The sequence below is a fragment of the Paraburkholderia caledonica genome, assembly GCF_000383275.1.
Taxonomy (GTDB): Bacteria; Pseudomonadota; Gammaproteobacteria; order Burkholderiales; family Burkholderiaceae; genus Paraburkholderia; species Paraburkholderia caledonica.
Genome location: NZ_KB911039.1, coordinates 351,082 through 377,420 on the forward strand (window position 1 = coordinate 351,082; position 26,339 = coordinate 377,420).

Genomic DNA, 26,339 nt, shown 5'->3' on the forward strand with positions numbered 1-26,339 from the left:
TTATGAAATCTGAACTTCTGCTGCAAACTTACGGCTCGGACTCTTCCGGCATCGTGTGCGGCTTTGTCTTTTCGCCGACGCAACCCGGCCGGCCCATTTCCGCCGATGACGCGCTCGAATGGCTACATGCGCAGCAAAGCGCGGATGCTGCGTCGCATACCGACGAATTCATATGGCTGCATTTCAACCTCGCGCACAGCGCGAGTGAACGCTGGATGCGAGCGCAGCTCGATTTGCCCGAGACGTTTTTTGACGCGTTGCGGGAGGGTTCGCATTCGACGCGTATCGAGCAGGCAGACGGCGCGCTGCGCGCGGTGGTCAACGACGTCATGTTCAACCTCGAGTTCATTCCGTCGGAGATCGCTACGTTATGGATTTACGCGCACCAGCGAATCATCGTGACGGCGCGTCTGAAGCCGCTGCGTTCCGTGGACCGGCTGCGCGCGTCGGTGAAAGAAGGAGAAGTTTTTCGCTCGCCGGTGGAACTGCTCGTCCATCTGATGCGCGACCAGGCCGATCTGCTCGTGCAGATCGTCCGCCGCACGAGCGCGGATATCGATCGTATTGAAGACCGCTTTCTCTCCCAGCGGCCCACGCAAAACCGGCTGGATCTCGGCGCGATGCGACGCATGCTGACCCGTTTGCAGCGGATGCTAGCGCCGGAGCCGGGCGCGATTTTTCGTCTGCTCGCAAGACCGCCTCGCTGGCTTCACGCTGAAGACGTGCAGGATTTGCGCGAGTCGACGGAGGAGTTTTCAGTCGTGCTCTCCGACATGGCAGGTCTGATCGAACGCGTGAGACTGCTGCAGGAAGAGATCATTTCGCGACTGGAAGAACAGAACAACCGCACCCTGTTCACACTCACCTTGGTCACGGTTCTCGCCATGCCGATCAACATCGTCGCGGGGTTCTTCGGTATGAACGTGGGCGGCATTCCGTTTGCCGAGAATCACCACGGCTTCTGGGTGATGGTGGTGCTCGTGGCCTGCTTCACGGGACTGACGGCGTGGTGGGCGTTTCGACGAAGAAAGGACCGATAGCGAGGCTTGCGCATACTATTGCCGATGCGCCGCGTGATGGCAGAGCGGCATCGGAACGAATCTGTCCGTGCGGGGGCTGTGCCAACGGACGTTAGAGAAAAATGAACGGCTGCATGCCGCATGTGCGGCCAACAATAATGCCAAAAGACCATGTCCAGTTCCGTTGCGCTGCTCGCCACCGTGTTCGTCTCATGCCTTTCAAGCGCGGCCGTGCTGGGTTACCTTGCGCGATGTAAGGTCGCCGGACTACGCCGCTGGCTTGCCGCTCACTGCCTGTTCGCCGTCGCATCCGGCGTGCTGTTTCTCGTGCATGCCCGCCCTTCGGCGGCCGTCATGCTTGCATCGTGCATGCTCGTGCTTGGCGGCGCGCTGCTCATGCTGCAAGGTTGCCGCGCGTTCGTCGGCAAGCCGCCGTGCCTGACAGGCGAGCATCTCGCGTTAGGCGTGTGCGTGGGTGCCGTCATGTACTGGACGTGGGAGTCGCCGAACGTCAGCGCGAGAGCCGCGGTCATGTCGTTCGCGCTTGCGTATGCGCGCATCGCCGTAGGGTGGACGCTCTGGAGTTCGCGTGTGCGTGAGCGTCCGCAATACGGCCACTGGCTCGTGCTTTGCGCGGCGCTCGTCGGCGGAATCGTGTACTTCGCGCGCGGCGTTCTGAACGCTTTCTTCGCCAATCCCGCGATAAGCTGGCCGACGCACGTCGCTCCCGATTTCGCCTTTCTGGGCATCAGCATTCTTTCGTTGCCGCTCCTGTCGATCGGCCTCGTGATGGTGGCCAACGACCGCCTGATGCAACAGGTCGAGAAGCTGGCCACTTTCGACGAGTTGACCGGCGCCCTGGTGCGTCGCGCATTCATGATTCGCGGCACAACGCTCTCGCAGGCGGCGCGCGCGGCGCGCACTGAATTGTGCGTCGCGATTATCGACATCGACGATTTCAAAACCATTAACGATCGGCACGGTCATGCCACAGGCGACCGCGTTCTCGCCGATTTTGGCGCTGAAGTGCATCGGCACATGCGTGCCGGTGACGTGTTCGGTCGCCTGGGCGGCGAGGAGTTCGCGATACTTTTCCCGCAGACGTCGATGGCGGAAGCGGCTCGCCTGGTCGGCAGCATGCTCGCCGCGGTGAGTTGCCCGCAGCCGGCTGCAAAAGGCAAGCTGACGTATGCGTTCAGCGCCGGCATCAACGAATGTGCACAGGCGGAGAGTCTGAGCGACGCGCTGGCCGGCGCGGACGCCATGCTGTATCGCGCGAAACGAGCCGGCAAATGCCGGATCGAACTCGCGCGGACGGAGCGTGCGAGCCACCCTGCGAACGACATGGCGCGCTCTGCGTATTAGCGCCGTGCGTTGAATGTCCGCACGCGGCGTTGTGGCCATGCGCCGCGCCGCGCTGCGTTGATGCGCTATCGCGAGTTTTCACGCTCCAGCGGCTCGCCCAACACGAACGGTCCACCTTGAAAGCGCTGCGCCGGGTCGTCGCGCGAGGCGTCAGGCGCCGTTGCGGGAAAGCGCGCTGCAAACGGCGCGGAACTGTCGCGCGGATTGAAGCCAAGGAAACTGACTTTGGTGTTGTCCCACCACTTGACCGGATTGTCCGACGCGCCGTACACCACCACATGCCCCACGCGGTTCGTGAACAGCGAGCAGCGCACGAGTTCGATGAAGTCGCGATAGCTCAGGTACGTGACGAGCATCCGCGAGTTCTTCGGCTCGTCAAACGACGAACCGATGCGCATGCATACCGTCTCTATGCCGAAGCGATCGTAGTAGTAGCGCGAAAGCGCCTCGCCGAAGCATTTGGTCACGCCGTACAGGGTGTCGGGTCGCTGCGGCGCGTCGGCGTCGAGTACTTCGGTTACCGGATGAAAGCCGATCACGTGGTTCGAACTGGCGAACGCAATGCGCTTTACGCCGTGCTTGCGTGCCGCCTCATAGAGGTTGTACGTGCCGGCAATGTTCGCGCCGAGAAGGTCGTCGAAAGGGGCGTCGATCGAAATGCCGCCCAGATGCACGATTGCGTCCACGCCTTCCACCAGTTGCATGACGGCCTCCCGGTCCGCCAGATCCACCACGCTCGCTTCCTCATGCGGCGCTGGCTCGCCCAGGCTCGCAATGTCGGTCACACGAACCACATCGGCCCATTGGGCGAGCACGCCGCGCAACTGGCGGCCGAGGTTGCCCGCGGCGCCCGTCAGAAGCAGGCGCCGGAAGGGCTTGCGTGGTGCGGCGTCGGGTTGGGTCATCGTTTGGCTCATTGGTGAAACTCCTGCAAGTAGCGTAGCTAGTTAGGTAAACGTTTTTGACAGCGGGCGAAGCGACGCGAAGCCGGGCGTTAGCGAACGTCCCAGCATGTCGGAAAGGCCCGCATATCAGGTCTTTTCTGCGACAATCGGTTAACAAAGAGAAAACGTTACCTTCGGGATGAAAAAACTTTCTCCGACCATTCGCGATGTCGCTGCCGCTGCCGGTGTTTCGGTCGCAACCGTGTCGAAGTACATGAACGGCGCGCAACGCTTTTCCGCGCCGGTCGAGGCTCGACTGAAGGCCGCGATCGAAGAGCTCGGCTACCGTTCGAATCCGCTCGCGCGATCCATGATCACCGGCCGCACGCGCGCAATCGGGCTGACGATTCTCGACATCAGTAATCCGCACTTCACCAACGTCGTGAAGGGCGCGAACCGCATTGCGCTCCGCCACGATTACACGCTGCTGCTCGTCGATACCGACGAAAACCAGGCGCGCGAACGGCCGTTGATCGAAGCGCTTGCGCAGCGCGTGGACGGGCTGATCCTCAGTTCGCGCATGTCCGACAGCGAGTCGCAATGGTTGCTCGATCTCGGCAAGCCACTCGTGCTGCTGCGGCACAGCGATACGTTGCCGATTCCGAGTGTGGGCATCGACAACCGGCTTGCCACCTACATGCTCGCGCGACATCTGTTAAATCTCGGACATCGTCAAATTGCTTACCTCGGCTTTGGACAGGCACGCATCAACGACGAGCGGATTCGCGGCGCGCGCGAGTGTCTCGAAGAAGCGGGCCTGACGCTCGATGTCTACGACGCGCATGCGCCGACCTCTCATGCCGGCGAACATGCATGTTCGCGCGTCATGCTCGGCCCGCGCAGGCCGCATGCGGTGATCTGCTATAACGACCTGATCGCGCTTGGCTTCATGAAAGAGGCCGCGTCGCTGGGTATCAAGGTGCCGCAGGAGTTGTCCGTAACCGGCGTCGACAACGTTCCGTACGGCGAATTCGCGGCGCCGGCGCTGACCACGGTCGATATTCAAAGCGAGAAGATGGGCGAGCTCGCGATGCAAAAACTGATCGACGCACTTGCGGGCCACCCCGACACAGGACATTCGATGTTCGAGCCGAGGCTCATCGTCCGTGAATCGACGGCGGCCTGCGGCTGACATGACTCGCGGTTTCACTCGCGCTTCTCAAGCTTCACGCTTCGAACTTCGCCGGTGCCATGCGCGGCGTCAGCATGTGCATCACGGCAAACGCGATGAGATAGGCGAGCGCGCCGATTGCGAACAGCACCCAGTAGTGACCGGTGCGTTGCAGCACCTGTCCGATCACTTCCGAGAACAGCACACCGCCAATCGAACCAGCCATCCCGCCGATGCCGACAACCGCGCCAAGCGCGCGCTTCGGAAAGAGGTCCGACGCCGTGGTGAAGAGATTTGCGGACCAGCCCTGATGCGCTGCCGCTGCGAGGCCGACGATAGCAACCGCGCCCCACAGGTTGTCCACCTGTGAGACGAACGCGATCGGCAGCACGCAACACGCGCAGATGAACATCGCTGTTTTGCGCGCGGCGTTCACGCTCCATCCTGCACGCAGCAACGCTGACGAAAGCCAGCCGCCGCCGATGCTGCCGACGGTCGTCATCGCATAGATGCAAACGAGCGGCAGGCCGATGTGCTGCATGTCCATGCCGCGCGATTCGTTGAGCCACTTCGGCAGCCAGAACAGATAAAACCACCACACCGGATCGGTCAGGAATTTGCCGATCAGGAACGCCCAGGTTTGCCGCTTGCGAATCAGCACGCCCCAACCGGGCGCGCGGGCGTTGGCGTTGGCGGCGTCGAGCGCTTCGACTTCGTCGCGGGCTTCTTCAAGATCGTCGTCGTGTGAACGCGGTTCAGCCGAGCGGTAAAAAGCGAACCATACGGCGAGCCACACAATGCCCAGCGCGCCGATGATCACGAACGCCGAGCGCCAGCCGAACGCCAGTGCAAGCGGCGGGATGATCGCGGGCGCGAACACTGCGCCGATGTTCGCGCCTGAGTTGAAGATGCCGGTTGCCAGCGCACGCTCGCGCCGCGGGAACCACTCGGCGGTGGTCTTGATCGCGGCCGGAAAGTTGCCGCCTTCGCCTATGCCCAGCAGCGCGCGCACCATTGCGAAGCCGGTTACCGAGCCTACCGCGGCGTGCAGCATCGCGGCGATGCTCCATATGAGCATGGCAAGCGCGTAGGAAATTCGCGTGCCGAGCCAGTCGACGATCCTGCCGAAGCACAGCAATCCCACTGCATAAAACGCGGAGAACGCGATCACGATGCGGCCGTACTGCACCTGGCTCCAGCCGATGTCGTGCTGCAGCAGCGGCGCAAGCAGACCGAGAATCTGCCGATCCATGTAGTTGATGACCGTCGCGAAGAACAGCAGTGCGCACACCGTCCAGCGATAGCGGCTGGCAGTACGGGCTAGACCGAGTACAGCAGTTTGCATGGATGTCTCCGTCGCGCAGCCTCGCTCGTCGCGCTGCGCTTTATATACCGGGCGACGAGCGCCCCAAGCCCGTCACGTGCGACGCAGTGCAACAGCGCCGAGTCGACGATTTGGACCTAATTAGGAAAACGTTTTTCTAAGCATAGAAGCTTTGCGCACGATTTTCCAGTACTGAGTTTACCTAGGATTGTGCCCAATGGCGCAGTGGTGCGAGCATTCAGTTCTGACGAAAAGTTAATCGTTTTCTTAAGTTGTTCGGAGGCCGGTTGCGCTCCATCCAATTCCAGTCAGGAGACAAACATGCGTTCCCCACTAGATCCGCGCGGCGTCTGTGCCGCGAGTGCGCTGACCCTTCTCATGACGGCGTGCGGAGGCGGCAGCGATACGATCCAGCCGCCTGCCGCGACGCCCACGCCTTCTCTTCATTCAATCGTCTACGGCGCGAGCGATACCAGCGTCCCGGCCGGGACCGATGTACCCATTACGATGATGGGCCAGATGCGTGCGCTGTTCGACCTGATCAGAAAGGCGCCGGACTTTACGCAGGTCGTGATGGATCTCGGGGACGGCAGTCCGGTACACGTGCTCGACACCAACACCGGCGACAAGTTTCTGCCCGGCAAGCTGGCGCTCGGCCTTTCATACATCCTGATCGATATGAAGGCCAAGGGCGACCCGAAGTACGCTGACTACCTGGCGACGTACCAGAAGGTCACCACCGCGATGATGAGCCAGACAAGCGGCGCGGATTACCTGTATGCGAACACGTCGTGGGGCGAATACTATTACCTGGTTGCCCTGAATAATTTCAAGGCGCGCGGCATGTTGAATGAAGTATTCAGCGACGCCATGCTGGCTACGCTGCAAAACCGCCTCACGTTTTGCGACATGTTCGGCGCAGACTCCAGCGGCAAGACCAACACATGCCCGGCTGCCGGCGTGCCGATCGACGTTGCATCGCTCAACACCGCGCAGAACTATTACGCCGTCTCGTACGGTATTGCAGGACTGCGGCAAAAGCTCGGATGGAGCAATCCGACTTTCTCGTCTGCCACCGACCCGGCCGTTGCGACGATGAGCGCACGCGATGCCTTGTTGTACACGCTCGCCAACCACATTCGCAACGATTCGTCCGGCGGCTTTTCCGACGAAGCCTCGAACACGCACACGACCTATTACGACAAGGCGCGTTTCGACAGATACAGCACGTTGCTGATCGGCGAAGTGGTGGAGCGCACACTGGAAATGGGTAATGAGGCCAATCTCACGCCGGAATTGAAGGGCTATTTGAGAAAATCGGTGGATCTCATTCTCCCGCAACTGAATGCCGACGGCGAGGGCTTCAACTACGGGCGCTCCATCGGTCCTTATGGCGACTCGGCATTCATGGAAGTGCTCACGGCCGCGGCCAATGCGGGCGTGTTGACGCCGCAGGAAATGCAGATTGCCTATACGTTCATCTATAAGGCGGCTCATCGCTACGAGACGTTCTGGTATGACCCGACGTTGCCGACTCCTTCGGTGAATATGTGGGTGAAAGGCCGTGGCACCGACACATACCGCGGCAAGCCACGCGTAATGGGTGAGAACTTCAGCCTGCTTCATCAGTACATGTATGTGGATGCGTGGTGGAGCAAGCTTGGCTTCGGCGGCAAGGCGCCTATGCCGGATTCCGACTTCCAGGCCTGGCTCGATGCGAGGCCGCGTTATACGCTCACCTGGTACAACCAGCCCACCGATACCGCGCACCCGTACAGCGCGGCGCTTGTCACGGTACGGGACGGCAATCGGGTCATCAATCTGAACCTGAGCCAGGCGCCAGACTACAACTCGTACACGCCGTATTACCCTGTTCCTTTCTCCGACAAGCTCATTTACGGCACGACGGACCTCGGCTATGCGCTGCTCATTCCGCAAGTGTCGTACAACGGCAAGACGTACATACCGGTCACGTACTATAAAAATCTAAGCGTCACGCAAAGCAATGGCCAGGTGATCGTATCGTTCGATACCGCAAAGTTCAGGCAAGCCACAAAGAACGCAGCGTTTTCCACCGACCTCGACTTGCAGGCTCATACCGTTCTCACGTTCGGTCACGGTACGCTGACGCGAACCGATACGCTAAGCTCGGCAACGCTGACCGGCAATCTGGCCGTCGAAACTGATTTCACTTCGTTCGCCGATTTCCAGAAGACGACAGCCAACAGCGACGGCTTCTCGGTCAACTACGCCAATAGCAGCGCGACTGCTTACGGCACGACCGGCTTCGACGGTTGCGCTCTGTCGAACTTCGACACGGCGGGCGGCGTGACAAACCCATTGTCGACAACGCCAATCGGGCAGTTACATTCGAAGTTTGCGTGTACCACGCAGCCTTTCACGCTGAATGCGGGCGGCAACCGTACGTTCACCTGGAGCTTGAAGTACTCCAGCTAGCGTCCGTCAATGGGGCTGCTCGATCATCAGATAGCGAATCACGAGCGCAGGGTCGGCTATGTCGAGTATCAGGCGCCGCAGGATGCGTTTGCGCATATGGTTCTCGTCGAGCAGCCACGGGCCGCCTGCGTCGCTCAGATAGCGGCACACCGCGGCGCGCGTGTCGGTGTCGGAGGGCAGGTTCAGGCGTACCGCGAGGAGCCCGGCGACGACGTCGTCGAGTTCCAGCGTCAGCGGACGCGAGTCGATGGTGAGCGTCAGTTCCATAGGTATTCGAACCTCACTCAAGGTGGCTGCGGCTCTTGCAAAAAGCGGCTCCGTCAGTCGCGAACCGGCAGCGCCGGAGCCGTGCCGGATATAAACACGGCAATGCCAGCCAAGCTTTCAGTAATCGAGTTCCGGCGCGGAGACCGCAGCCGTCGCCAGCATGCTCGCGGAAAGCGAAATAAGGATTTTCAGAGCGACTTCAAGAGGGTATTTGCGAGGGACTTTGTAACAAGATTTTTCGGCTGGCGAGGTAGCCGGCGCGCGGTATCGTTTGCGAAACGCGTACTTGAAAAACCGTGGCCATCGGCCTATTTTATTTTCGCTCAGCAGTCGCGTTGCACGCGCTGCGTGTTTCGATTTGTTTGTCAGTGGATAGATTTCCCTGATTGGCGAGCTGGAGCGCGTGGTCCGGTTCGCCCCACAGGGCGAGGGAGCAACATCATGAGCGATAAAAAATGGAACCCGTTCAAGTTTCTGCGCGGCACGGGCCGCAAGCCCGAGGCGGAGAATGCTTCGGCGAATACTTCGGCGCCGCCGTCGAGCGACCAATGGCGGGCGGCGTGGCCTGACATTTCGCGGCTCTTTCCTCGCGATTCCTGGCGTGCCGTCGAGGAGTTCTTCCACGACCCGTTCGCAGGCCGCGGCGCGCTCGAGCGATGGTTTGGCGACTTCAGTTCGTCGCGCTTCCAGCCGCGTATCGACGTGGTCGACGAAGGCAAGATATTGCGCGTGACGGTCGAACTGCCCGGCATGGAGCGCGACGACCTGACAGTGAGCGCCGAGGACGGCGCACTCGTATTGCGCGGCGAGAAGAAGCAGGACGTGCACAGCGAGGAAGACGGCTGCTATCGGCTCGAACGTGCATACGGAAGGTTCGTGCGCACCATCCCCATGCCGGAGAACGCCGATCCTGAGCGCACGCTGGCCAGGTTCGACAAAGGCGTGCTGACTCTAACCGTACCGAAGCAGGAGCCGACGCGGGCCGCGAGCCGCAACATCGAAATTGGCTAGCCCGATAGGGATTGCATCGCAGAGCGTCATAAGCGCCTGGCGGCGAACAGGCGCGAGGGGACCGGGCCGTTAGCTCAGCTGGTAGAGCAGCGGACTTTTAATCCGTTGGTCGGCGGTTCGAATCCGCCACGGCCTACCATCCAGTTCCGGCTAACCGGACCGGAACCGGGCCGCCACGCCCGAAAAGAGTGCGCGTTGGCGCATCGCAGTGCAGGTCGTCACCGGACGAGGGCACAAACAACGCCCGACGCGCAGAAAAACAGCAACTTCTTCGTTGGCACGCTTCCCGCTTAGGAGAGTGCGCAAGGAGCCGGCGCATCATCCGGTTCGTTAAACAATTTGGAAATGGACGGCTAGGGTTCCGGCCTGCTTCACGCAGGCGCTGGTCCGAGAGCTGTCGACCTCAGGCGAGGTTACACGGCGGGATAAAAGCCCGGGAGAGAACGCGATGTTTGCGCTGCTCCCTGCCGTCGCTAACCGTCCCCTCCGAGGTCAACCTCATGCGCAAGCTCGCTCGCTGTCTTGGCATTGCCGCCATCTCCCTCGCCACATTCGCCTCCAGTGCCGCGTTCGCCGCGGGCCGCAACGACTTCAAGGTTTGCTGGACCATCTACGCGGGCTGGATGCCGTGGGGTCAGGCGAAGACTCAAGGCATTGTCTCCAAGTGGGCCAAGAAATACGGCATCAACATCGATGTCGTGCAGTTGAACGACTACGTCGAGTCGATCAATCAGTACACCGCCGGCAAGTTCGACGGCTGTGCAATGACCAATATGGACGCGCTCACTATTCCCGCTTCGGGCGGTGTCGATTCGACAGCGTTGATCGTCAGTGACTACTCCAACGGCAACGACGGCGTGCTCATGAAGGGCAAAGGCAAACAGATTGCCGATCTGAAGGGACAGCAGATCAATCTCGTGCAGTTCTCCGTGTCGCATTACCTGCTCGCCCGCGCATTGGAAAGCGCGCATATGAGCGAGCGCGACCTCAAGGTAGTGAACACGTCCGACGCCGATATTTCAGGCGCTTTCGCGACGCCTGCCGTCCACAACGCGGTGACGTGGAACCCGATGCTCGCCGACCTGAAAGCACAGCCCAACGTGACCGAAGTCTTCGATTCCAGCAAGATTCCTGGCGAGATCATGGACATGATGGTCGTCAACACGAAGACGCTGCAGGCGAATCCCGCACTCGGAAAAGCACTGACCGGGGCCTGGTTCGAAATGGTCGCGTTGATGCACACCAACTCGGCAGAAAGCACCTCGGCTTTGACTGCAATGGCAAAAGCCTCCGGTACCGACCTCGCAAACTTCAGAGGTCAGCTTTCCACAACGGCACTTTTCTATACGCCGAAGGCCGCACTGGATTTCGTCACCAGCCCTGACATGCCGAAGATCATGACGCGCGTCGCAAAGTTCTCCTTCGACCATGGTCTGCTGGGGCAGGACGCCCGCAGTGCGGACGCCGTGGGCATGGCGTTCGATAAAAACGTCGTGGTCGGCAATAAGAACAACGTCAAGCTTCGCTTTGACCCGACCTACGTCGAGATGGCTGCCGCAGGCAAGCTCTGACACGGATATTCCCGGCTTAAAGAGGCGGTCACCATGAGATTGATCAATCGACATCCGAGCCGGATCGGCGGCCTGATGCTACTTCTGCTGCCGTTCGTCGTGCTATTGGTTGTGTACTTCATGGGGTCCGCCGAGCGGCTCAAGCTCAATCCCGATGACAAGCTGCTGCCGGGCGTGGCGCAAATGAGCGATGCGGTGAAAGCAGTCGCATTCACTGAAGACAAGCGCACGGGTGAGTACCTGTTGTGGGCCGACACGCTGTCGAGCCTGAGACGACTCGGAATCGGCCTTCTCGTGAGTGCGTTGATTGCTCTCGTGGTAGCCGTGGCAACCGGCTCGTTTCCGGTGGTGAGTGCAACGCTCTCGCCTTTCGTCACGGTGATATCGATGGTGCCGCCGCTCGCGGTGCTGCCGATTCTCTTCATTGTGTTTGGACTCGACGAATTGTCGAAGGTGGTTCTCATCGTCGTCGGCATCACGCCAATGATCATCCGGGACTTGCATGCTCGCGCGAGAGAGATCCCAGCGGAGTTGTGGGTCAAGGCTCAGACGCTTGGCGCCACGAGCTGGACGTTGATCTTGCGGCTCGTACTGCCGCAACTGCTGCCGCGGCTGCTTGCAGCGATGCGTCTTTCGCTCGGAGCGGCATGGCTCTTTCTCATCGCGGCCGAGGCGATTGCGTCGACCGATGGTTTGGGTTACCGCATTTTCCTTGTGCGGCGATATCTATCGATGGACCTGATTCTGCCGTACGTCGCGTGGATTACGCTGCTTGCCTGGCTTACCGACGAACTGCTTCGCCGTATCACGCAGTGGTGCTTCCCCTGGTATGGCGGAGGCGCGCGATGATCGAAGTTCGCAACGTCTGGAAAGAGTATGGCGATCAGGTTGTACTTGAGCGCCTGAATCTGACCGTCAAAGAGGGCGAGTTCTGTTCGATGGTCGGCGCCTCGGGATGCGGCAAATCAACGTTCCTTCGACTTCTGTTGGGACAGGAGCAAGCGACACGCGGCCAGATTCTGCTCGATGGACAACCCTTGCCGGGCGAGCCGGATGCACACCGTGGTGTGGTATTTCAACGCTACTCGGTGTTCGATCATCTCACTGTGCTGCGCAATGTGACGCTCGGACTGGAGCTTTCACAAGCGAAGTTCACGGGGCGGCTCTTCGGCGCTCAACGACGTCGCGCCCGCGACGAAGCTGTCGCGATGCTCGAACGCGTGGGCCTTGGCGCCGCCGCTGACAAGTATCCGCAGCAGCTCTCCGGCGGTATGCAGCAACGCCTTGCAATCGCTCAGGCGCTGATGATGAAGCCCCGCGTGCTGCTACTCGACGAGCCGTTCGGCGCGCTCGATCCCGGCATTCGCCGTGACATGCACGAGTTGCTGTCTGACCTGTGGCGCGAATCGAAGCTCACCATCTTTATGGTCACGCATGACCTGAAAGAAGGTTTCACCTTGGGCAGCCGCGTACTCGTCTTCGACAAGGTTCGGGTGGACCCTCAAGCGCCCGGAGCTTACGGGGCACGCATTACCTACAACATTCCGCTCGACCGTAGCCGCGAATCCGTGTCCGCTGTTCACCTGGCCCGGGCGGCGGTGCAAGGCGCGTCGAGTCTCGAAGCAATCTCGGACTGAAGGGAACCGGATATGAATCTGTTACTTGAAGAAACCGTGCCCGGCGGCGGTCATGCGTCGCTCATCGTCAAACGCGGACAGTCGCTTCGCGTGACCGACCTGCATGGTGGCGCAAACGTCAGCGTCATGATGGTCAATGCAACGGAGAAGAGCGAGCGTCTCAACCTGCCCGATTCGCTGAAATGCCAGCACACCGCGAAGCTGACCGCCGGCCACTGCCTGTATTCGGACATGGGCCGCGTACTCGCCGCGATCGTGGCAGACACGTGCGGCTGGCATGACAGCATCGGCGGGGTGTCGAATGCCGACGAAGTCTTCGAGCGATACGGCAGCGGGCGCTACCAGGAATTGCGCAACGCTTTCTATCGCAACGGCACGGACAACCTGCTCGTCGAGATGAGCAAGTGGGGGCTCACCATCTCCGACTTGCTGATGACGCTGAACCTCTTCAGTCGTGTGGACGTTAGCGAAGACGGAACACTCAGCTTCGTGAAGGGCAACTCGAAGGCCGGCAATTACGTCGACCTGTATGCGCCGATGAACACGCTCGTCGTGCTCACTGCGATCCAGCATCCGCTCGACCCAAACCCCGAATATTCGCCGAAGCCTGTGAAGCTCGAATTGAGCGAGGCGGACCCGGGCGTGGCCGAAGTATGTCGCACCGCATGCGATGAGAACGTGCGTGGCTTTATCAATACCGAACGATTCTTTCTCTGAGCGGAGGGCGACTCATGACTAGCACACTTGTTGTCAGTAACAAACGTCCGGAAACTGCGGCTTTCCGTCAGACCGTCGCGGCGGGCGAACCGTGGCTTCACGAGGTGAAGGCAGGGAGCACATTGCGCATCGTCGATCTCGAAGGCAATCAGGCGGTCGACACGCTTTTCTATAGTCTTGCCGACCCTCGCGAGCGGTTCGACCCGCAGCGCACGCTGCGGCGTCAGAAAAGCCTGTATCTGACGGCCGGTTCGGTTCTGTACTCGAATCGCGGCAACGCGATGTTGACCATCGTTGCCGATACCTGCGGCCGCCACGATACGCTCGGCGGTGCCTGTGCGCAGGAGAGCAACACCGTTCGTTATGCGCTGGAAAAGCGTTACATGCACAGCTGCCGCGACAACTTCCTGCGTGCCTGTGCGCATGACGGACGCCTTTCCAAACAGGACGTCGGTGCGAACGTCAACTTTTTCATGAACGTGCCCGTCACTGCCGAAGGCAGTCTCACGTTTGAAGACGGCATTTCCGCGCCGGGCAAGTATGTCGAGATGCGTGCGGAGATGGACGTCATTGTGCTGATTTCGAACTGCCCGCAGTTGAATAACCCGTGCAATGCCTACAACCCTACGCCCGCGGAGTTGCTGATATGGGACTGAAGCGCGTTCGCAGTTTTATCTACTTCCTCTTGCTGGTTCGCTCCGGACGCTGCATGACTTGCACTCGCGAACAACTGAATCTGGCAAATCGCTGATGCGACTTCGGCCGTGGACGACCGCGGCTGCAAATTCCCACGGCGGGACGGCCCGCCTTTGAATCCGGGTTCCTCCCATGTTTGAGAAGATCCTCATCGCCAATCGCGGTGCAATCGCTTGCCGCATCCTCAGAACGTTGCGCGAACTCAATGTGACCGGAGTCTCCGTTTTCTCGGAGGCCGACAGGGCGAGCCGTCACGTGAGCGAAGCGCCGATTGCGCACGAATTGGGTGACGGCCCTGCAGCGATGACCTACCTCGACTCGACGAAGATCCTCGAGATTGCTCGCTGCGAAGGGGTGCAGGCTATTCATCCAGGATATGGGTTCCTGTCCGAGAACGCAGCTTTCGGCGAAGCATGTGAAGCAGCGGGTATCGCCTTCATCGGCCCAACGCCCGCACAGTTGCGAGCATTCGGTCTCAAGCATACGGCTCGGGAGATTGCGGGCGAGCAGGGTGTGCCGATGCTGAACGGCACCGGTTTGCTGGAAGACTTGCCGGCGGCACTCAACGCAGCTGAAAGCATTGGCTATCCGGTGATGTTGAAAAGCACGGCCGGCGGTGGCGGTATCGGCATGCGAGTGTGTTGGCATGCGGATGAACTCAGTGCACATTTCGATGCGGTTAAACGCCTTGGCGAGAACAACTTCAGCGATTCAGGCGTGTTCCTCGAGAAGTACATCGAAAGAGCCAGGCATCTCGAAGTACAGGTTTTCGGCGACGGGAAGGGAGACGCGATTGCGCTCGGTGTCCGTGACTGCTCGGTGCAGCGGCGCAATCAGAAGGTACTCGAGGAAACACCAGCGCCCTGCTTGCCGGAAGGGATCGCACAGGCATTGTGTGATGCTGCCGTCAAGCTTGCAAAGGCGGTCGATTATCGCTCTGCCGGTACGGTGGAATTCGTGTACGACAGCACCGCTCAGCAGTTTTACTTTCTGGAAGTGAACACGCGTCTGCAGGTCGAGCATGGTGTGACCGAGCAGGTTTGGGGCGTCGACCTTGTTCGCTGGATGATCGAACTGGCAGCAGGAACGCTCGCGCCTCTGAATGAACTCGCCGCAAGTCTCACACCGCGAGGCCATGCGATTCAGGCGCGACTCTATGCTGAAGACCCGGGCCGCGATTTCATACCGAGTCCAGGCCTGCTCACCCATGTCGCTTTTCCGCAGGCCGACGGAAGTGCGCTGCGTATCGATACGTGGATTGAATCCGGTTGCGAAGTGCCGCCGTACTTCGATCCGATGCTCGCAAAGATCATCGCGTGGTCGCCGACGCGCGAAGAGGCGCGACACGCGCTGAACGATGCGTTGCAGAACACCCGTATCTTTGGCGTCGAAACAAACCGCGACTACTTGCGCCAGATTCTCGACGACGAGCCTTTTGCGTCTGGAGAACCGTGGACCCGCTGCCTGGAAGGCCTGAAGTACCGAGCGAGCACGATTGAAGTGGTGAGTGGCGGAACCCAGACCACGGTGCAGGATTTCCCCGGCCGACAGGGTTTCTGGGCAGTGGGCATACCGCCGTCGGGTCCCATGGACGACCGCGCGATGCGGCTCGGCAATCGCCTGCTCGGCAACGCGCCGGAAGCGGCTGCTCTCGAAATCACAATGAGCGGGCCGACGCTGCGATTCAACACCGACGCCGTTATCGCCATTACTGGTGCAGAGATTCCAGTGCTGCTGGACGACGTAACGCAACCGCTGAATACCAGCGTCTATGTGCGGGCGGGTTCCGTGCTGGCACTTGGTACGATTCGGGGCGCCGGTGCACGCGCATATCTGTGTGTGCGCGGCGGCCTCGACGTTGCGCTGTATCTGGGAAGTCGCAGCACTTTCACGCTGGGCCAGTTCGGTGGGCATGGTGGTCGCGCCGTTCGCGCGGGCGACGTGCTGCATCTTTATCCACTGCAGGATACGCAAGCTGGCGCGGCGCTCTCCAATGTGCCGACGCTGGAAAGCGTTCGCACGATACGCGTGATATACGGCCCGCACGGCGCGCCGGAGTACTTCAGTGCCCGTTACATCGAGCAGTTCCTCGATACGGAGTGGGAAATACACTTTAATTCGAGTCGCACCGGTGTGCGCCTCATCGGACCGAAGCCGGAGTGGGCGCGTGAAGACGGCGGAGAAGCCGGGCTGCATCCGTCCAACATTCACGACAATCCCTATGCAGTCGGTGCCGTCGATTTCACCGGCGACATGCCTGTGATTCTCGGGCCGGACGGTCCGAGTCTGGGTGGCTTTGTCTGTCCGGTGACGATTATCGAAGCGGACCTTTGGCACATCGGCCAACTCAAGGCAGGCGACAAGGTTCGTTTCGTTCCCGTGGAAATCGGGCATGCACGAGAAGCGGCACGCGAGCGCATCCGCGAGCTGGAGAGCCTTGCGATTACGCAATGCGCACCAGTCGAAAGACGTTCTTCGCTGACGTCTCCCATTGTTCTCGACTCGGGCGCTGCCGATGAAAGGCTCGTGGCACGCTTATCCGGCGACACACATCTTCTTCTGGAGATTGGGCCGCCGGAACTCGACCTCGTGTCGCGTTTTCGCGGGCATGCACTAATGCAGGCACTCGAAGCGAAAGCGCTGCCGGGCGTGATCGATCTCACACCGGGAATACGTTCGCTTCAGATTCATTATCGGCCCGAGGATTTATCTCTTGCGCAACTGCTTGGCATCGTAGGGGAGGCCTGGGAGCAAGTCCTGTTGATGAAGGACCTTCGCGTACCGTCGCGCGTCGTCCACATTCCTCTTTCGTGGGACGACCCCGCGTGCCAACTCGCGATCGAAAAGTACATGACCACGGTGCGCAAAGACGCGCCGTGGTGCCCGAGCAACCTCGAATTCATTCGCCGTATCAACGATCTCGAGTCTATCGACGCAGTCAGGCGCATCGTCTTCGACGCGAACTATCTCGTGATGGGGCTCGGCGATGTGTACCTGGGCGCACCGGTCGCGACGCCGCTCGACCCGCGCCACCGTCTCGTGACGACCAAGTACAACCCGGCGCGCACCTGGACCGCGGAGAACTCGGTGGGCATTGGCGGCGCGTATCTATGCGTCTACGGAATGGAAGGGCCGGGCGGCTATCAATTCGTGGGCCGCACGCTGCAAATGTGGAATCGCTACCGGAAGGTCGCGGACTTCGCCGGGCAGCCCTACTTGCTGCGCTTCTTTGACCAGATCCGCTTCTACGAAGTGTCGTCCGAAGAACTGCTGCGCATTCGCGCTGACTTTCCGCTCGGGCGCTACCCGTTGCGGATCGAGGAGTCGGAGCTTTCTCTGCCGGACTATCAGGCGTTCCTTGCGAGCGAATCGGCCAGCATCGAAGAGTTCCGGTCCCGGCAACAGGCAGCATTCGAGGCGGAGCGTGAACGCTGGCGAGAAGCGGGTACATCGGAAGAGGCAATCGAGGCGCCCGTGGCCGAAGACGCTCAACTGGCGCCTCTGGAAGACGGCGAGGTGTCAGTGGACAGCGAGATCGCCGGGAGCCTCTGGCAGGTGAAGGTAAAGCCCGGCGACGTGGTTGCCGCAGACGACATACTGCTCATTATCGAGTCGATGAAAATGGAAATATCGGTGTGTGCACCCTGCGCTGGAACCGTCGGCGAGATTTACGTGGGTCCGGGCTCGCCTGTGCGCGCCGGGCAGCGGATCGCAGTCATTGAACGTCACTGAATACGAGGACACACACATGTCGTCATTTGACCTGCGCATTCCGGCATTGCGGAATGCTTACCGTGCCGGAACGCTTGCGCCTCGTACGCTCGTCAATGAGCTTCTTCGAAAAGCCGCGGAGCTCAATGCAGAGTTCAACCTGTTCATCCATCTTCTGACCGAAGAAGAAGTCGCGCCATACCTCGATTGGCTCGATCAGCAGAACATCGAAAGCCTGCCGCTTTACGGCATTCCATTCGCCATCAAGGACAACATCGACCTCGCCGGTATTGAGACCACGGCTGCGTGCCCAGCTTTTGCGTACACGCCTACTGAGTCGGCTACGCTGGTCGCGCAACTGATTGCACTCGGCGCCATCCCGCTCGGGAAGACCAATCTCGATCAGTTCGCTACGGGTCTTAACGGCACTCGCTCGCCTTATGGAAAGTGCCGCAACAGCGTGCATCCAGACTATCCCTCTGGCGGTTCGAGCGCTGGTTCGTCGTTGGCTGTTGCGCTCGGTGTGGCCAGTTTCGCGCTGGGTACCGACACGGCCGGGTCCGGCCGCGTGCCTGCGGGACTGAACAATCTCGTCGGACTCAAACCGACCAAAGGTGTTCTGTCCACCGCGGGTGTAGTGCCCGCTTGCCGCACTCTCGATTGCGTCACGTTCTTTACTGCAACAGCAGAAGAAGCGAGCGAACTGCTCTCGCTGACAGCGCTCACCGATCCTCGCGACGCATACAGTCGCAAAAACCCGCAGTGGAATTCCGCGCGAGCTTTCGGCGCACCGGCCGCTTTCCGATTTGGCGTTCCTTCGCAACTGGAATTCGCGGGATGTACAGAGAGTCCGGCGCTATTCGCCAAAGCTCGCGCGATGCTTGAGGCAGCAGGAGGCGAGGCTGTCGAGATCGACTTTGCGCCGTTCGTTGAAGCTGCAAATCTTCTCTATCAGGGGCCGTGGGTCGCGGAGCGTTACAGCGTGGCAGGCGAATTGATGTCAACGACGCCGGACGCGGTGCTTCCCGTCATTCGCGACGTGCTCGCCAAGGCGCCGGGCGCAACCGCTGTCGAATTGTTCCAGGCGCAATATCGGCTTCAGGCATTGAAGGCTCAATGCGATGCATTGATCGACACACTCGACTGCGTCCTCACGCCGACCTATCCGCGCCCTGTGACGCTTGCCGAACTGGAGCAGGATCCGATCGGGCCGAACTCACTGCTCGGTTACTACACGAACTTCATGAACCTGTTGGACTACGCGGCTGTGGCCACCCCGACGGCATTCATGAAAAATGGGCTTCCGTGGGGCGTGACCGTTTTCGGACGCGCGTTTACCGATCAATACCTGTTGGGCGTTGCGGACCTGTTGCAACGGACGAGCGGCGTCGAATGCGTTGGTGGAAACACGATAGCGCTGTCGGAGGAACGCAAGGCGACGAACGATCGAATGCTCGTCGCGGTATGCGGCGCGCACATGCAAGGCTTACCGCTGAATAAGGACATGCTTTCTCGCGGTGCGCTTTTGCAGCAGTCTACGCAGACGGCGCCGCGCTATCGGCTCGCGGCGTTACCAGCGTCGCCGGATGGCACGCGGCGTCCTGGGCTATGGAGAGTCGCCGATGGCGGCGTGAAAGTCGAAGTCGAAGTCTGGAAGATGCCTGCCTCGGAGTTTGGCTCATTCATCGCGACAGTTCCGTCGCCGCTGGCTCTCGGCAAGATCGAACTGGCAGATGGCTCGTGGGTGACCGGTTTCCTGTGCGAACCGTACGGCGTTCAGGCGGGCACCGACATCTCCGAGTTTGGCGGATGGCGCGCATGGCTTGCCAATGAGCGCGCTCTCGACGCTTGAGCATCGTACTTTCATTCTTGGCTTAAGCGGAGCAATACACGCGCATTAGTGCAGACGAGCGTTTCCCCAGCGGGACACGCTCGCTGCATCGCCTGCATCCGTCACGCGTTGGGACCGCGCACTTAAAGTCCCGCTTCCGCCACGAGTTGCAGTGCGGGTGCGAGCTTCAAGCAGACTTCGGGCCGCTCCAGCGCGTACGCGAGATTCCTCTGCGCGATCTGCACGTGCTCCGTGGCCAGCGCAAGCGCCCGCGTGCCCTCACCGCGCTCCATTGCCTGAACCAGGCTGTGATGCTGCTCATGGGCCATGAACAGCCATTGGCGGCCTTCCTCGATGGCCGATTGCATCGGCAGCATCGCGCTTGCGGCGGCGAACGGCAGCCGGTTGTTCATGTCGATGGCGCGAATAAGCGCTGCATTGCCGGAGCCATCGACCACCAGTTTGTGAAACCGGTTATTCATGTCGGTATAGCCGGCATAGTCGTCGAGGTCGAGTTCCGACTTGGCCAGCAACCTGTCGCCCGCGCGCAGGCATTCGGCGAATGCATTCGACAGTTGGCGGGGTACGCCATGCTCCGCGACGAGGCGGGCGGCCATGCCTTCCAGATGTCCACGCACGGCGATCGCGTCGGCGATTTCCGCCGCGGTGATACGCCGCATCACGTAACCGCCTGCGGGCGACGGCTCGACGAGTCCTTCCTGTTCCAGCGTGGTGAGCGCGAGCCGGACCGGCGTGCGCGACGCCTGCAGCCGTTCGGCAAGGGCCACCTCGCCCAGGCGCTCACCAGGGGCGAATTCACCCTTGAGTATGAGGTCGCGCAGATGCACCAGCACCCGCTCCTGTTGCGTCTCCATTTCTGTTTCTCCTTTCGCCCCCGAAGGCGTCGTGCCGTCTTGCGCAGTGCCCGGCTTACTTTTGCATTGTAGCTGAGCGTGGGATCAGCGGCGGAGGCGACTGAGACGGGTTGTTCTTCGCTGTATGCAGACAGCGCAAAAACCTCGACTTGGGCTGGAAAGGCTCGCACCAGGGAAAATAACTATACGCATAGAAAATCACCACAAAATCAATAAATTAACTGAGGTGCCGGCATCAGGGTGCTATGTAAAAAGCAGTCACTGGCGATCACTGATGTATGCAGAACTTGCACATATGAATTCATCAGCCTACTCTTTGCATAAACCAAACGAGATGCTGCATGCAACGCAAGATCGTTTGTATTCATCCAAGGAGACAGTGTCATGATGAGTTCCGCGCAAAACGACGCGATCACGCGCGTCGGCAAAGGCACGCCGGCAGGCGAACTGTTACGCAATTACTGGCAACCGGTCGCGCTGGTGGAGGAGCTCGCCGACGTCCGGCCGGTACGCGCGGTGCGACTGATGGGTCAGGACTTCGTCGTATTCAGGGACGAACAGGGCCGTTACGGAATGCTCGACCGCGATTGCCCGCACCGCGGCGCGGATCTCGCCGCCGGCCGACTCGAAGCAGGGGGCTTGCGCTGCGCTTTTCACGGCTGGCTTTTCGACGTCGACGGCCAGTGTCTGTCCACGCCGGGAGAACCGGTTGGCAGTTCGCTGTGCAAGCGGGTTCGTCAGAGCGCGTATCCGGTGATCGAACGCAGCGGCATTCTGTTCGCCTACATCGGCAAAGGTGAGCCTCCGGCGTTCCCCCACTTCGACTGTTTCGCGGCGCCGAACGAGTACACATTCGCGTTCAAGGGACTATTCGAATGCAACTGGTTGCAGGCACTCGAGGTAGGCATCGACCCCGCGCACGCGTCGTTTCTTCATCGCTTCTTTGAAGACGAAGATGTGAGCGCAAGCTATGGCAAGCAATTTCGCGGCGCGTCGGCGGACTCGAATATGCCCATTACCAAGGTGCTGCGCGAATATGAGTCACCTGAAATTCTCGTCAGCCCGGCCGACTACGGTCTTCGGCTAATCGCTAAACGTCCGATCGACGACGAGCACACGCATGTGCGTGTGACGAACGTCGTGTTCCCTCAGGCCTTCGTGATTCCGATGAGCGCTGAGATGACCATTACGCAGTGGCACGTTCCCGTCGACGACGAGAACTGCTACTGGTACGCAATCTTCACGAGCTTCGGCGCGCCGACGAACAAGCAGCAGATGCGTGAACAGCGGCTCGAACTGTACGAATTGCCCGACTACATATCGCGCAGGAACAAGCGCAACCAATACGGCTTCAACGTGCACGAGCAATTGACGGAAACGTATACCGGTATGGGCTTCGACATCAACGTGCACGATCAGTGGGCGGTGGAGTCGCAAGGGCCCATTCAGGATCGCACGCGAGAGCATCTGGGCACGACTGACAAGGGAATCATTGCGTACCGGCGGCTGCTCGTCGACGCAATAGAAAAGACGCAAGCCGGCGAAAAGACGTTGATGGTGATCGATGCAGAGGCGGCGGCACACCTGACCGGGCCCGCGTCGATCGACGGCATTGCTCCCGCTGAGCGTTGGGACGAGTACTGGAAGGAAGCGGATGCGAGCCGCCGCGCTGCCGCGCCTTGGCCCGCGCCCAAGGTCTGAGCCGCTATCCCAACCGGAACGGAGCGCGCGGCTTTCAGGCCGCGCGGAAGAGACATGTCTTTCGTTAATACCCATGGTCTTTGGACCGACGCGCAGAACGCGGCCTTCGCGCAGCTTCTGGAGCGCCTGAAGGAAAGTGCGGTACAGGTCGTGCGATTCTCGTTTCCCGACCAGCATGGACTGCTGCGCGGCAAGACGCTTGTCGTCGCCGATGCAATCAAGGCCTTCGAATCCGGCGTGACGCTGACGAGCACACTGCTTGCCAAGGATACGTCGCATCGCACCGTGTTTCCGGTGTTTACCGCAGGCGGCGGATTCGGCATGCCCGAGATGCAAGGAGCGTGCGACACGCTGATGATCGCCGATCCGCAGACGTTTCGAATTTTGCCTTGGGCACCGCATACAGGCTGGGTGCTCTGCGATCTCTACTTCCCTAACGGCAGGCCCGTGCCCTTCGGCACGCGGCATCTATTCCGCCGCGCGCTGGAGCGGCTCGCGAATCAGGGGTTCGAACTGGTCAGCGGCCTCGAAGTCGAGTTTCATGTGTTCAAGCTCACGAACCCGAATATGAAGCCCGAGCATTCTGGCCAGCCCGGCTTGCCGCCCGATGTCGAACTGCTGTCGCACGGCTATCAGTACCTGACGGAGTTGCGATACGACGCCGTAGATCACGTCATGGAAATGCTGCGCAATGGGATCGACGGGCTTGAGCTTCCCGTGCGGTCACTCGAAGTCGAGTACGGACCGAGTCAGTTTGAATTCACCTTTGCGCCGACGAAGGGGATCAAAAGCGCCGACGACATGATCCTCTTTCGCAGCGCCGTCAAACAGATATGCCAGCGCAACGGCTATCACGCGACTTTCATGTGCAGGCCGCGTATTCCGAACGTGGTGTCGAGCGGATGGCATCTGCACCAGTCGCTCGTGCATATCGACAATGGCAGCAACGCGTTCATGCCGTCCGATGCGACTGCCCCGCTTTCGTCTGTGGGGCAAGCGTACCTTGCGGGTCTGCTCGCTCATGCGCAAGCGGCTACTGCTTTATCGACGCCGACAATCAACGGTTACAGGCGGTATCGGCCCTATTCGAATGCGCCCGATCGCGCGAATTGGGGATGTGACAACCGCGGCGTCATGCTGCGCGTGCTGGGCGGTCCGAACGATCCGGCGACACGCGTGGAGAACCGCGTCGGCGAACCTACGGCGAACCCGTATCTGTATTTCGGCTCGCAGGTGCTATCGGGGCTCGACGGATTGCAGCGCAAGCTGGAGTTGCCGCCTTCAGCGGATACACCGTATGAGACTGAAGCGCAATCGCTGCCCCGTTCACTCGGCGACGCGCTCGACGCACTGCGTGCGGACGAATGCCTGCGCGAAGGTTTCGGCAGCGCCTTTATCGACTACTTCTGCAAGCTCAAGGAAGCGGAGATCAACCGCTTCAATCTCGAAGTAACCGACTGGGAACACCGCGAGTACTTCGAAACCTTCTGAGCGCGCTCAATCATCAAGGAGACATGTGATGCCTATCGTCACTTATATTCTGCGCGACGGTAAACGCACTGAAATAGAAGTGCCCGCCGGTACCAGCGTAATGGAGGCCGCGATCCACAACAACGTGCGCGGCATCGAGGCCGAGTGTGGCGGGTGCCTGTCGTGCGCGACATGCCACGTCTATATCGACCCTTCTTCGACGGCCGAGCTTTCGGCGCCCGACGATGCAGAGGAGGAACTGCTCGAAGGCGTAGCGGCCGAACGTCGTCCGGAAAGCCGGCTCAGTTGCCAGCTCGTCGTTGCATCGACGATGAGCGGACTTGTCGTGCGGATTCCCGAAAAGCAGGGATGAGATCATGAAACCTAGGCTTGTGATTGTCGGCGCGTCGTACGCGGGGCTGCAACTCGCGGCATCCGCGAGAGAGTCGGGTCACGACGGCGATATCGTGCTGATCGGCGACGAACCTCACGCGCCATATCAGCGTCCGCCGTTATCCAAAGGCTTTCTGACGGGCAGCTTCGCGGAAGAACGTCTGCCGCTGCGCTCGCCGGCGTTTTACGGCGAAATGCGAATGCAATGGATGCCTTCGACGCGCGCACTACGCATCGACCGCGAACGCAAACAAATCGAGTTGCACGACGGTGCGCGGCTCGCCTACGACCACCTTGCGCTGACCACAGGCGCGCGTGTGCGCAAGCTCGATTGCAAAGGCGCGTCGCACGATGCGGTTCACTACTTGCGAGATCTGCGCGATGCAAGACGCCTCGTTGAGCGCACGCAAACCGCGCGGCGTGCGGTCGTGGTGGGCGGCGGATACATTGGCCTCGAAGCGGCTGCATCGCTGCGTCAGAAAGGCCTCGATGTCACGGTCGTGGAGACCGAGGCGCGCGTGCTTGCGCGTGTTGCTTCGCCTTCTATCTCCGTCATCATGCAGCGCGCTCATACAAGGCACGGCGTGTCGCTTGCGCTGGGACGGAAAGTAGTCGCTATTCACGATGTTGCGGATGGCGTCGCCGTCGAACTGGACGACGGTGCGCGGTTGTCGTGCGATCTCGTCGTGGTCGGCATTGGCGTGCTGCCGAATACAGAACTCGCTGCGGGCTGTGGATTGGATGTGGCGGGCGGCATCGTCGTGGATGCGTGTGCGCGCACCAGCGACCCGTCGATCGTCGCCGCCGGCGATTGTGCGGCTTTTGTCCCGTACTGGGCGCCGACGGGCAGCGCCGCCTGCCGCATCGAGTCGGTGCAGAACGCAAACGATATGGCGAGGACAGCGGCCGCTTCGGTCCTCGGGCGATCCGAGCCCTATCGCGCGGTGCCCTGGTTCTGGTCGGATCAATACGATCTGAAGCTGCAAATGGCCGGCGTCAATACGGGGTTCACCGATTTCGCGGTGCGCGGCTCTGTCGACGAAGGCAAGTTTTCGCTGTTTTACTTTCGCGACGACAGGCTCGTTGCTGTGGACAGCATCAACCGGCCGCAAGACCATATGCTCGCACGCAAACTGCTCTCAACCGGTACGCGGCTAAGCGTAGAAGACGTGAACGGTCCTGGGTTCGACCTCAAGGCATTCGCGAACCGCGACCTCGGCGTCGCGCATGGAGCGGCATCATGAGAGCGGGTGAGAGCCATGTCCGCTAACCGCATCGACCTCAATTTGCTGCGCGTGTTCGACGCGGTATTCGAGGACCGCAACCTCGCGCTGGCGGGCAAGCGTCTGAACCTGAGCCAGTCAGCCATCAGTCATGCGCTCGCGCGCATGCGTGAGGTAGTCGGCGACGATCTGTTCGTGCGCACCGCGAGAGGAATGGAGCCGACCGTGCGTGCGTTACGCATGGCAGGCCAGGTGCGCGGCGCGTTACAGCAGATCGTGGCTGCGTTGGGTGTGGACGACTTCGATCCGCAGGTCGCGCAACGCAAGTTTGTCGTGGCCGCCAACGACTACATCACGTCCCTCGTATTGGGGCGGCTGAGTCAGCGCCTGTGCGCGGAAGCGCCCCTCGCGGATCTGGTCGTGCGGCCGTCTACGCGGCTCGATCTGGCAGGACAGATCGACGTAGGTCGAATCGATATTGCGATCGGCATCTTTGCCGACGTACCACCGCGCTTTCGCTCGATGGCGTTGTGGGAGCAGACAGACGTACTGCTGGTGAACCGCGACCATCCGATTGCCGAGCGGGCGGTTACGCAGCAAGATCTTCTCGCGTATCCACTCGTGGCGATCTCGCAAGGCGGCTCGGAAGAGGGTGCCGTAAGCGGCTTTATTGTCGAACGTGGCCTGGCGCGGCAGTCCGAAATGTTCGATCGCGATGCGCTCAACCGCGCGTTCGCCGACACGCCCGACATGCCGCGCATGCGCATGTCCGTCGCGCACTCGCTTGCGATTCCCGCACTGCTTCGCCATAGCGAGATGCTCGCACTGGTTCCGTCGTCGCTTGCTCGGGAACTCGAACGTTATGGCGAACTGAAGATGTGCGCAACGCCCTATGAATGCCCCAACGTGACGGTGCGCGCTGTTTGGCATGAGCGCAATGACGCCGATCCAGCGCTGCAATGGCTGAGACAACAGCTTGCCGATGTCGCGCGACAGGTTCGTAACGGCTGAACCCG

Annotated in this window: 21 protein-coding genes, 1 tRNA gene and 1 riboswitch; of the genes, 18 read left to right on the plus strand and 4 right to left on the minus strand. The window is 60.7% G+C overall.

The window, feature by feature from the left end; all coding sequences use genetic code 11:
* Positions 1 to 2: 2 nt before the first annotated feature.
* On the plus strand, positions 3 to 1,040 hold the full coding sequence (locus H281_RS0119710) for a transporter (protein ID WP_020068880.1): 1,038 nt from the start codon (positions 3 to 5) through the stop codon (positions 1,038 to 1,040).
* A 150-nt stretch (positions 1,041 to 1,190) separates the two neighbouring features.
* Positions 1,191 to 2,384 (plus strand): GGDEF domain-containing protein, encoded by a 1,194-nt coding sequence (locus H281_RS0119715; protein ID WP_020068881.1) that lies wholly within the window; start codon positions 1,191 to 1,193, stop codon positions 2,382 to 2,384.
* Positions 2,385 to 2,449: 65 nt separating this feature from the next.
* On the opposite strand, the gene H281_RS0119720 is transcribed toward H281_RS0119715, so the two are convergent.
* Positions 2,450 to 3,301, minus strand: a complete 852-nt coding sequence (locus H281_RS0119720; RefSeq protein ID WP_020068882.1) for an NAD-dependent epimerase/dehydratase family protein — start codon at positions 3,299 to 3,301, stop codon at positions 2,450 to 2,452.
* A 166-nt stretch (positions 3,302 to 3,467) separates the two neighbouring features.
* On the opposite strand from H281_RS0119720, the gene H281_RS0119725 reads away from it, so the two are divergent.
* On the plus strand, positions 3,468 to 4,460 hold the full coding sequence (locus H281_RS0119725) for a LacI family DNA-binding transcriptional regulator (RefSeq protein ID WP_020068883.1): 993 nt from the start codon (positions 3,468 to 3,470) through the stop codon (positions 4,458 to 4,460).
* A gap of 34 nt (positions 4,461 to 4,494) precedes the next feature.
* On the opposite strand, the gene H281_RS0119730 is transcribed toward H281_RS0119725, so the two are convergent.
* Complete coding sequence (locus tag H281_RS0119730) at positions 4,495 to 5,784, minus strand: MFS transporter (RefSeq protein ID WP_020068884.1); 1,290 nt, start codon at positions 5,782 to 5,784, stop codon at positions 4,495 to 4,497.
* A 300-nt stretch (positions 5,785 to 6,084) separates the two neighbouring features.
* Here H281_RS0119730 and H281_RS0119735 point away from each other — a divergent pair, with 300 nt between their 5' ends.
* The gene (locus H281_RS0119735; RefSeq protein WP_020068885.1) at positions 6,085 to 8,220 is read left to right on the plus strand and encodes a hypothetical protein; all 2,136 of its coding nucleotides are present in this window, start codon (positions 6,085 to 6,087) and stop codon (positions 8,218 to 8,220) included.
* Positions 8,221 to 8,226: 6 nt separating this feature from the next.
* Here H281_RS0119735 and H281_RS0119740 read toward each other — a convergent pair whose 3' ends face one another.
* Entirely contained in the window at positions 8,227 to 8,487 is a 261-nt protein-coding gene (locus H281_RS0119740) for a hypothetical protein (protein ID WP_020068886.1), read from the minus strand.
* Positions 8,488 to 8,928: 441 nt separating this feature from the next.
* Here H281_RS0119740 and H281_RS0119745 point away from each other — a divergent pair, with 441 nt between their 5' ends.
* From H281_RS0119745 to atzF, 9 genes are all read left to right on the plus strand, one after another.
* Positions 8,929 to 9,498: an Hsp20/alpha crystallin family protein gene (locus H281_RS0119745; protein WP_020068887.1), complete on the plus strand. Its 570-nt coding sequence runs from the start codon at positions 8,929 to 8,931 to the stop codon at positions 9,496 to 9,498.
* A 63-nt stretch (positions 9,499 to 9,561) separates the two neighbouring features.
* Positions 9,562 to 9,637 (plus strand) — tRNA-Lys (locus H281_RS0119750).
* A 203-nt stretch (positions 9,638 to 9,840) separates the two neighbouring features.
* Positions 9,841 to 9,940: riboswitch (guanidine-I (ykkC/yxkD leader) on the plus strand.
* Between the two features lie 58 nt (positions 9,941 to 9,998).
* Complete coding sequence (locus H281_RS0119755; RefSeq protein WP_020068888.1) at positions 9,999 to 11,069, plus strand: putative urea ABC transporter substrate-binding protein; 1,071 nt, start codon at positions 9,999 to 10,001, stop codon at positions 11,067 to 11,069.
* A 33-nt stretch (positions 11,070 to 11,102) separates the two neighbouring features.
* Positions 11,103 to 11,918, plus strand: coding sequence for an ABC transporter permease (locus tag H281_RS0119760; RefSeq protein ID WP_020068889.1), 816 nt, complete (start codon positions 11,103 to 11,105; stop codon positions 11,916 to 11,918).
* The gene (locus H281_RS0119765; protein WP_020068890.1) at positions 11,915 to 12,706 is read left to right on the plus strand and encodes an ABC transporter ATP-binding protein; all 792 of its coding nucleotides are present in this window, start codon (positions 11,915 to 11,917) and stop codon (positions 12,704 to 12,706) included. Before H281_RS0119760 ends, H281_RS0119765 begins: the two co-directional genes overlap by 4 nt.
* Positions 12,707 to 12,718: 12 nt before the next feature.
* Positions 12,719 to 13,423: an urea amidolyase associated protein UAAP1 gene (locus tag H281_RS0119770; RefSeq protein WP_020068891.1), complete on the plus strand. Its 705-nt coding sequence runs from the start codon at positions 12,719 to 12,721 to the stop codon at positions 13,421 to 13,423.
* A 14-nt stretch (positions 13,424 to 13,437) separates the two neighbouring features.
* Entirely contained in the window at positions 13,438 to 14,079 is a 642-nt protein-coding gene (locus tag H281_RS0119775) for an urea amidolyase associated protein UAAP2 (RefSeq protein ID WP_020068892.1), read from the plus strand.
* 172 nt (positions 14,080 to 14,251) lie between these two features.
* On the plus strand, positions 14,252 to 17,851 hold the full coding sequence (gene uca, locus H281_RS0119780) for an urea carboxylase (RefSeq protein WP_020068893.1): 3,600 nt from the start codon (positions 14,252 to 14,254) through the stop codon (positions 17,849 to 17,851).
* 16 nt (positions 17,852 to 17,867) lie between these two features.
* On the plus strand, positions 17,868 to 19,682 hold the full coding sequence (gene atzF, locus H281_RS0119785; RefSeq protein ID WP_020068894.1) for an allophanate hydrolase: 1,815 nt from the start codon (positions 17,868 to 17,870) through the stop codon (positions 19,680 to 19,682).
* A 122-nt stretch (positions 19,683 to 19,804) separates the two neighbouring features.
* Here atzF and H281_RS0119790 read toward each other — a convergent pair whose 3' ends face one another.
* The gene (locus H281_RS0119790; RefSeq protein WP_020068895.1) at positions 19,805 to 20,536 is read right to left on the minus strand and encodes a GntR family transcriptional regulator; all 732 of its coding nucleotides are present in this window, start codon (positions 20,534 to 20,536) and stop codon (positions 19,805 to 19,807) included.
* A 384-nt stretch (positions 20,537 to 20,920) separates the two neighbouring features.
* On the opposite strand from H281_RS0119790, the gene H281_RS0119795 reads away from it, so the two are divergent.
* The 5 genes from H281_RS0119795 to H281_RS0119815 are packed head-to-tail and all read left to right on the plus strand — an operon-like array spanning position 20,921 to position 26,334.
* Positions 20,921 to 22,237 carry an aromatic ring-hydroxylating dioxygenase subunit alpha gene (locus tag H281_RS0119795; protein WP_020068896.1) on the plus strand — a complete coding sequence of 439 codons (1,317 nt, stop codon included), beginning with the start codon at positions 20,921 to 20,923 and terminating at the stop codon, positions 22,235 to 22,237.
* A 54-nt stretch (positions 22,238 to 22,291) separates the two neighbouring features.
* Positions 22,292 to 23,728 carry a glutamine synthetase family protein gene (locus H281_RS0119800; RefSeq protein ID WP_020068897.1) on the plus strand — a complete coding sequence of 479 codons (1,437 nt, stop codon included), beginning with the start codon at positions 22,292 to 22,294 and terminating at the stop codon, positions 23,726 to 23,728.
* Positions 23,729 to 23,756: 28 nt separating this feature from the next.
* Positions 23,757 to 24,080, plus strand: a complete 324-nt coding sequence (locus H281_RS0119805; RefSeq protein WP_020068898.1) for a 2Fe-2S iron-sulfur cluster-binding protein — start codon at positions 23,757 to 23,759, stop codon at positions 24,078 to 24,080.
* 4 nt (positions 24,081 to 24,084) lie between these two features.
* Positions 24,085 to 25,344: an NAD(P)/FAD-dependent oxidoreductase gene (locus H281_RS0119810; RefSeq protein ID WP_206362268.1), complete on the plus strand. Its 1,260-nt coding sequence runs from the start codon at positions 24,085 to 24,087 to the stop codon at positions 25,342 to 25,344.
* A gap of 15 nt (positions 25,345 to 25,359) precedes the next feature.
* Positions 25,360 to 26,334: a LysR substrate-binding domain-containing protein gene (locus H281_RS0119815; protein WP_020068900.1), complete on the plus strand. Its 975-nt coding sequence runs from the start codon at positions 25,360 to 25,362 to the stop codon at positions 26,332 to 26,334.
* The last annotated feature ends 5 nt before the right edge of the window (positions 26,335 to 26,339 follow it).

Coding starts and splice junctions, on each gene's coding strand:
- H281_RS0119710 (WP_020068880.1), top strand. CDS start 3: ATGAAATCTGAACTTCTGCTGCAAACTTACGGCTCGGACTCTTCCGGC.
- H281_RS0119715 (WP_020068881.1), top strand. CDS start 1,191: ATGTCCAGTTCCGTTGCGCTGCTCGCCACCGTGTTCGTCTCATGCCTT.
- H281_RS0119720 (WP_020068882.1), bottom strand. CDS start 3,301: ATGAGCCAAACGATGACCCAACCCGACGCCGCACCACGCAAGCCCTTC.
- H281_RS0119725 (WP_020068883.1), top strand. CDS start 3,468: ATGAAAAAACTTTCTCCGACCATTCGCGATGTCGCTGCCGCTGCCGGT.
- H281_RS0119730 (WP_020068884.1), bottom strand. CDS start 5,784: ATGCAAACTGCTGTACTCGGTCTAGCCCGTACTGCCAGCCGCTATCGC.
- H281_RS0119735 (WP_020068885.1), top strand. CDS start 6,085: ATGCGTTCCCCACTAGATCCGCGCGGCGTCTGTGCCGCGAGTGCGCTG.
- H281_RS0119740 (WP_020068886.1), bottom strand. CDS start 8,487: ATGGAACTGACGCTCACCATCGACTCGCGTCCGCTGACGCTGGAACTC.
- H281_RS0119745 (WP_020068887.1), top strand. CDS start 8,929: ATGAGCGATAAAAAATGGAACCCGTTCAAGTTTCTGCGCGGCACGGGC.
- H281_RS0119755 (WP_020068888.1), top strand. CDS start 9,999: ATGCGCAAGCTCGCTCGCTGTCTTGGCATTGCCGCCATCTCCCTCGCC.
- H281_RS0119760 (WP_020068889.1), top strand. CDS start 11,103: ATGAGATTGATCAATCGACATCCGAGCCGGATCGGCGGCCTGATGCTA.
- H281_RS0119765 (WP_020068890.1), top strand. CDS start 11,915: ATGATCGAAGTTCGCAACGTCTGGAAAGAGTATGGCGATCAGGTTGTA.
- H281_RS0119770 (WP_020068891.1), top strand. CDS start 12,719: ATGAATCTGTTACTTGAAGAAACCGTGCCCGGCGGCGGTCATGCGTCG.
- H281_RS0119775 (WP_020068892.1), top strand. CDS start 13,438: ATGACTAGCACACTTGTTGTCAGTAACAAACGTCCGGAAACTGCGGCT.
- uca (WP_020068893.1), top strand. CDS start 14,252: ATGTTTGAGAAGATCCTCATCGCCAATCGCGGTGCAATCGCTTGCCGC.
- atzF (WP_020068894.1), top strand. CDS start 17,868: ATGTCGTCATTTGACCTGCGCATTCCGGCATTGCGGAATGCTTACCGT.
- H281_RS0119790 (WP_020068895.1), bottom strand. CDS start 20,536: ATGGAGACGCAACAGGAGCGGGTGCTGGTGCATCTGCGCGACCTCATA.
- H281_RS0119795 (WP_020068896.1), top strand. CDS start 20,921: ATGATGAGTTCCGCGCAAAACGACGCGATCACGCGCGTCGGCAAAGGC.
- H281_RS0119800 (WP_020068897.1), top strand. CDS start 22,292: ATGTCTTTCGTTAATACCCATGGTCTTTGGACCGACGCGCAGAACGCG.
- H281_RS0119805 (WP_020068898.1), top strand. CDS start 23,757: ATGCCTATCGTCACTTATATTCTGCGCGACGGTAAACGCACTGAAATA.
- H281_RS0119810 (WP_206362268.1), top strand. CDS start 24,085: ATGAAACCTAGGCTTGTGATTGTCGGCGCGTCGTACGCGGGGCTGCAA.
- H281_RS0119815 (WP_020068900.1), top strand. CDS start 25,360: ATGTCCGCTAACCGCATCGACCTCAATTTGCTGCGCGTGTTCGACGCG.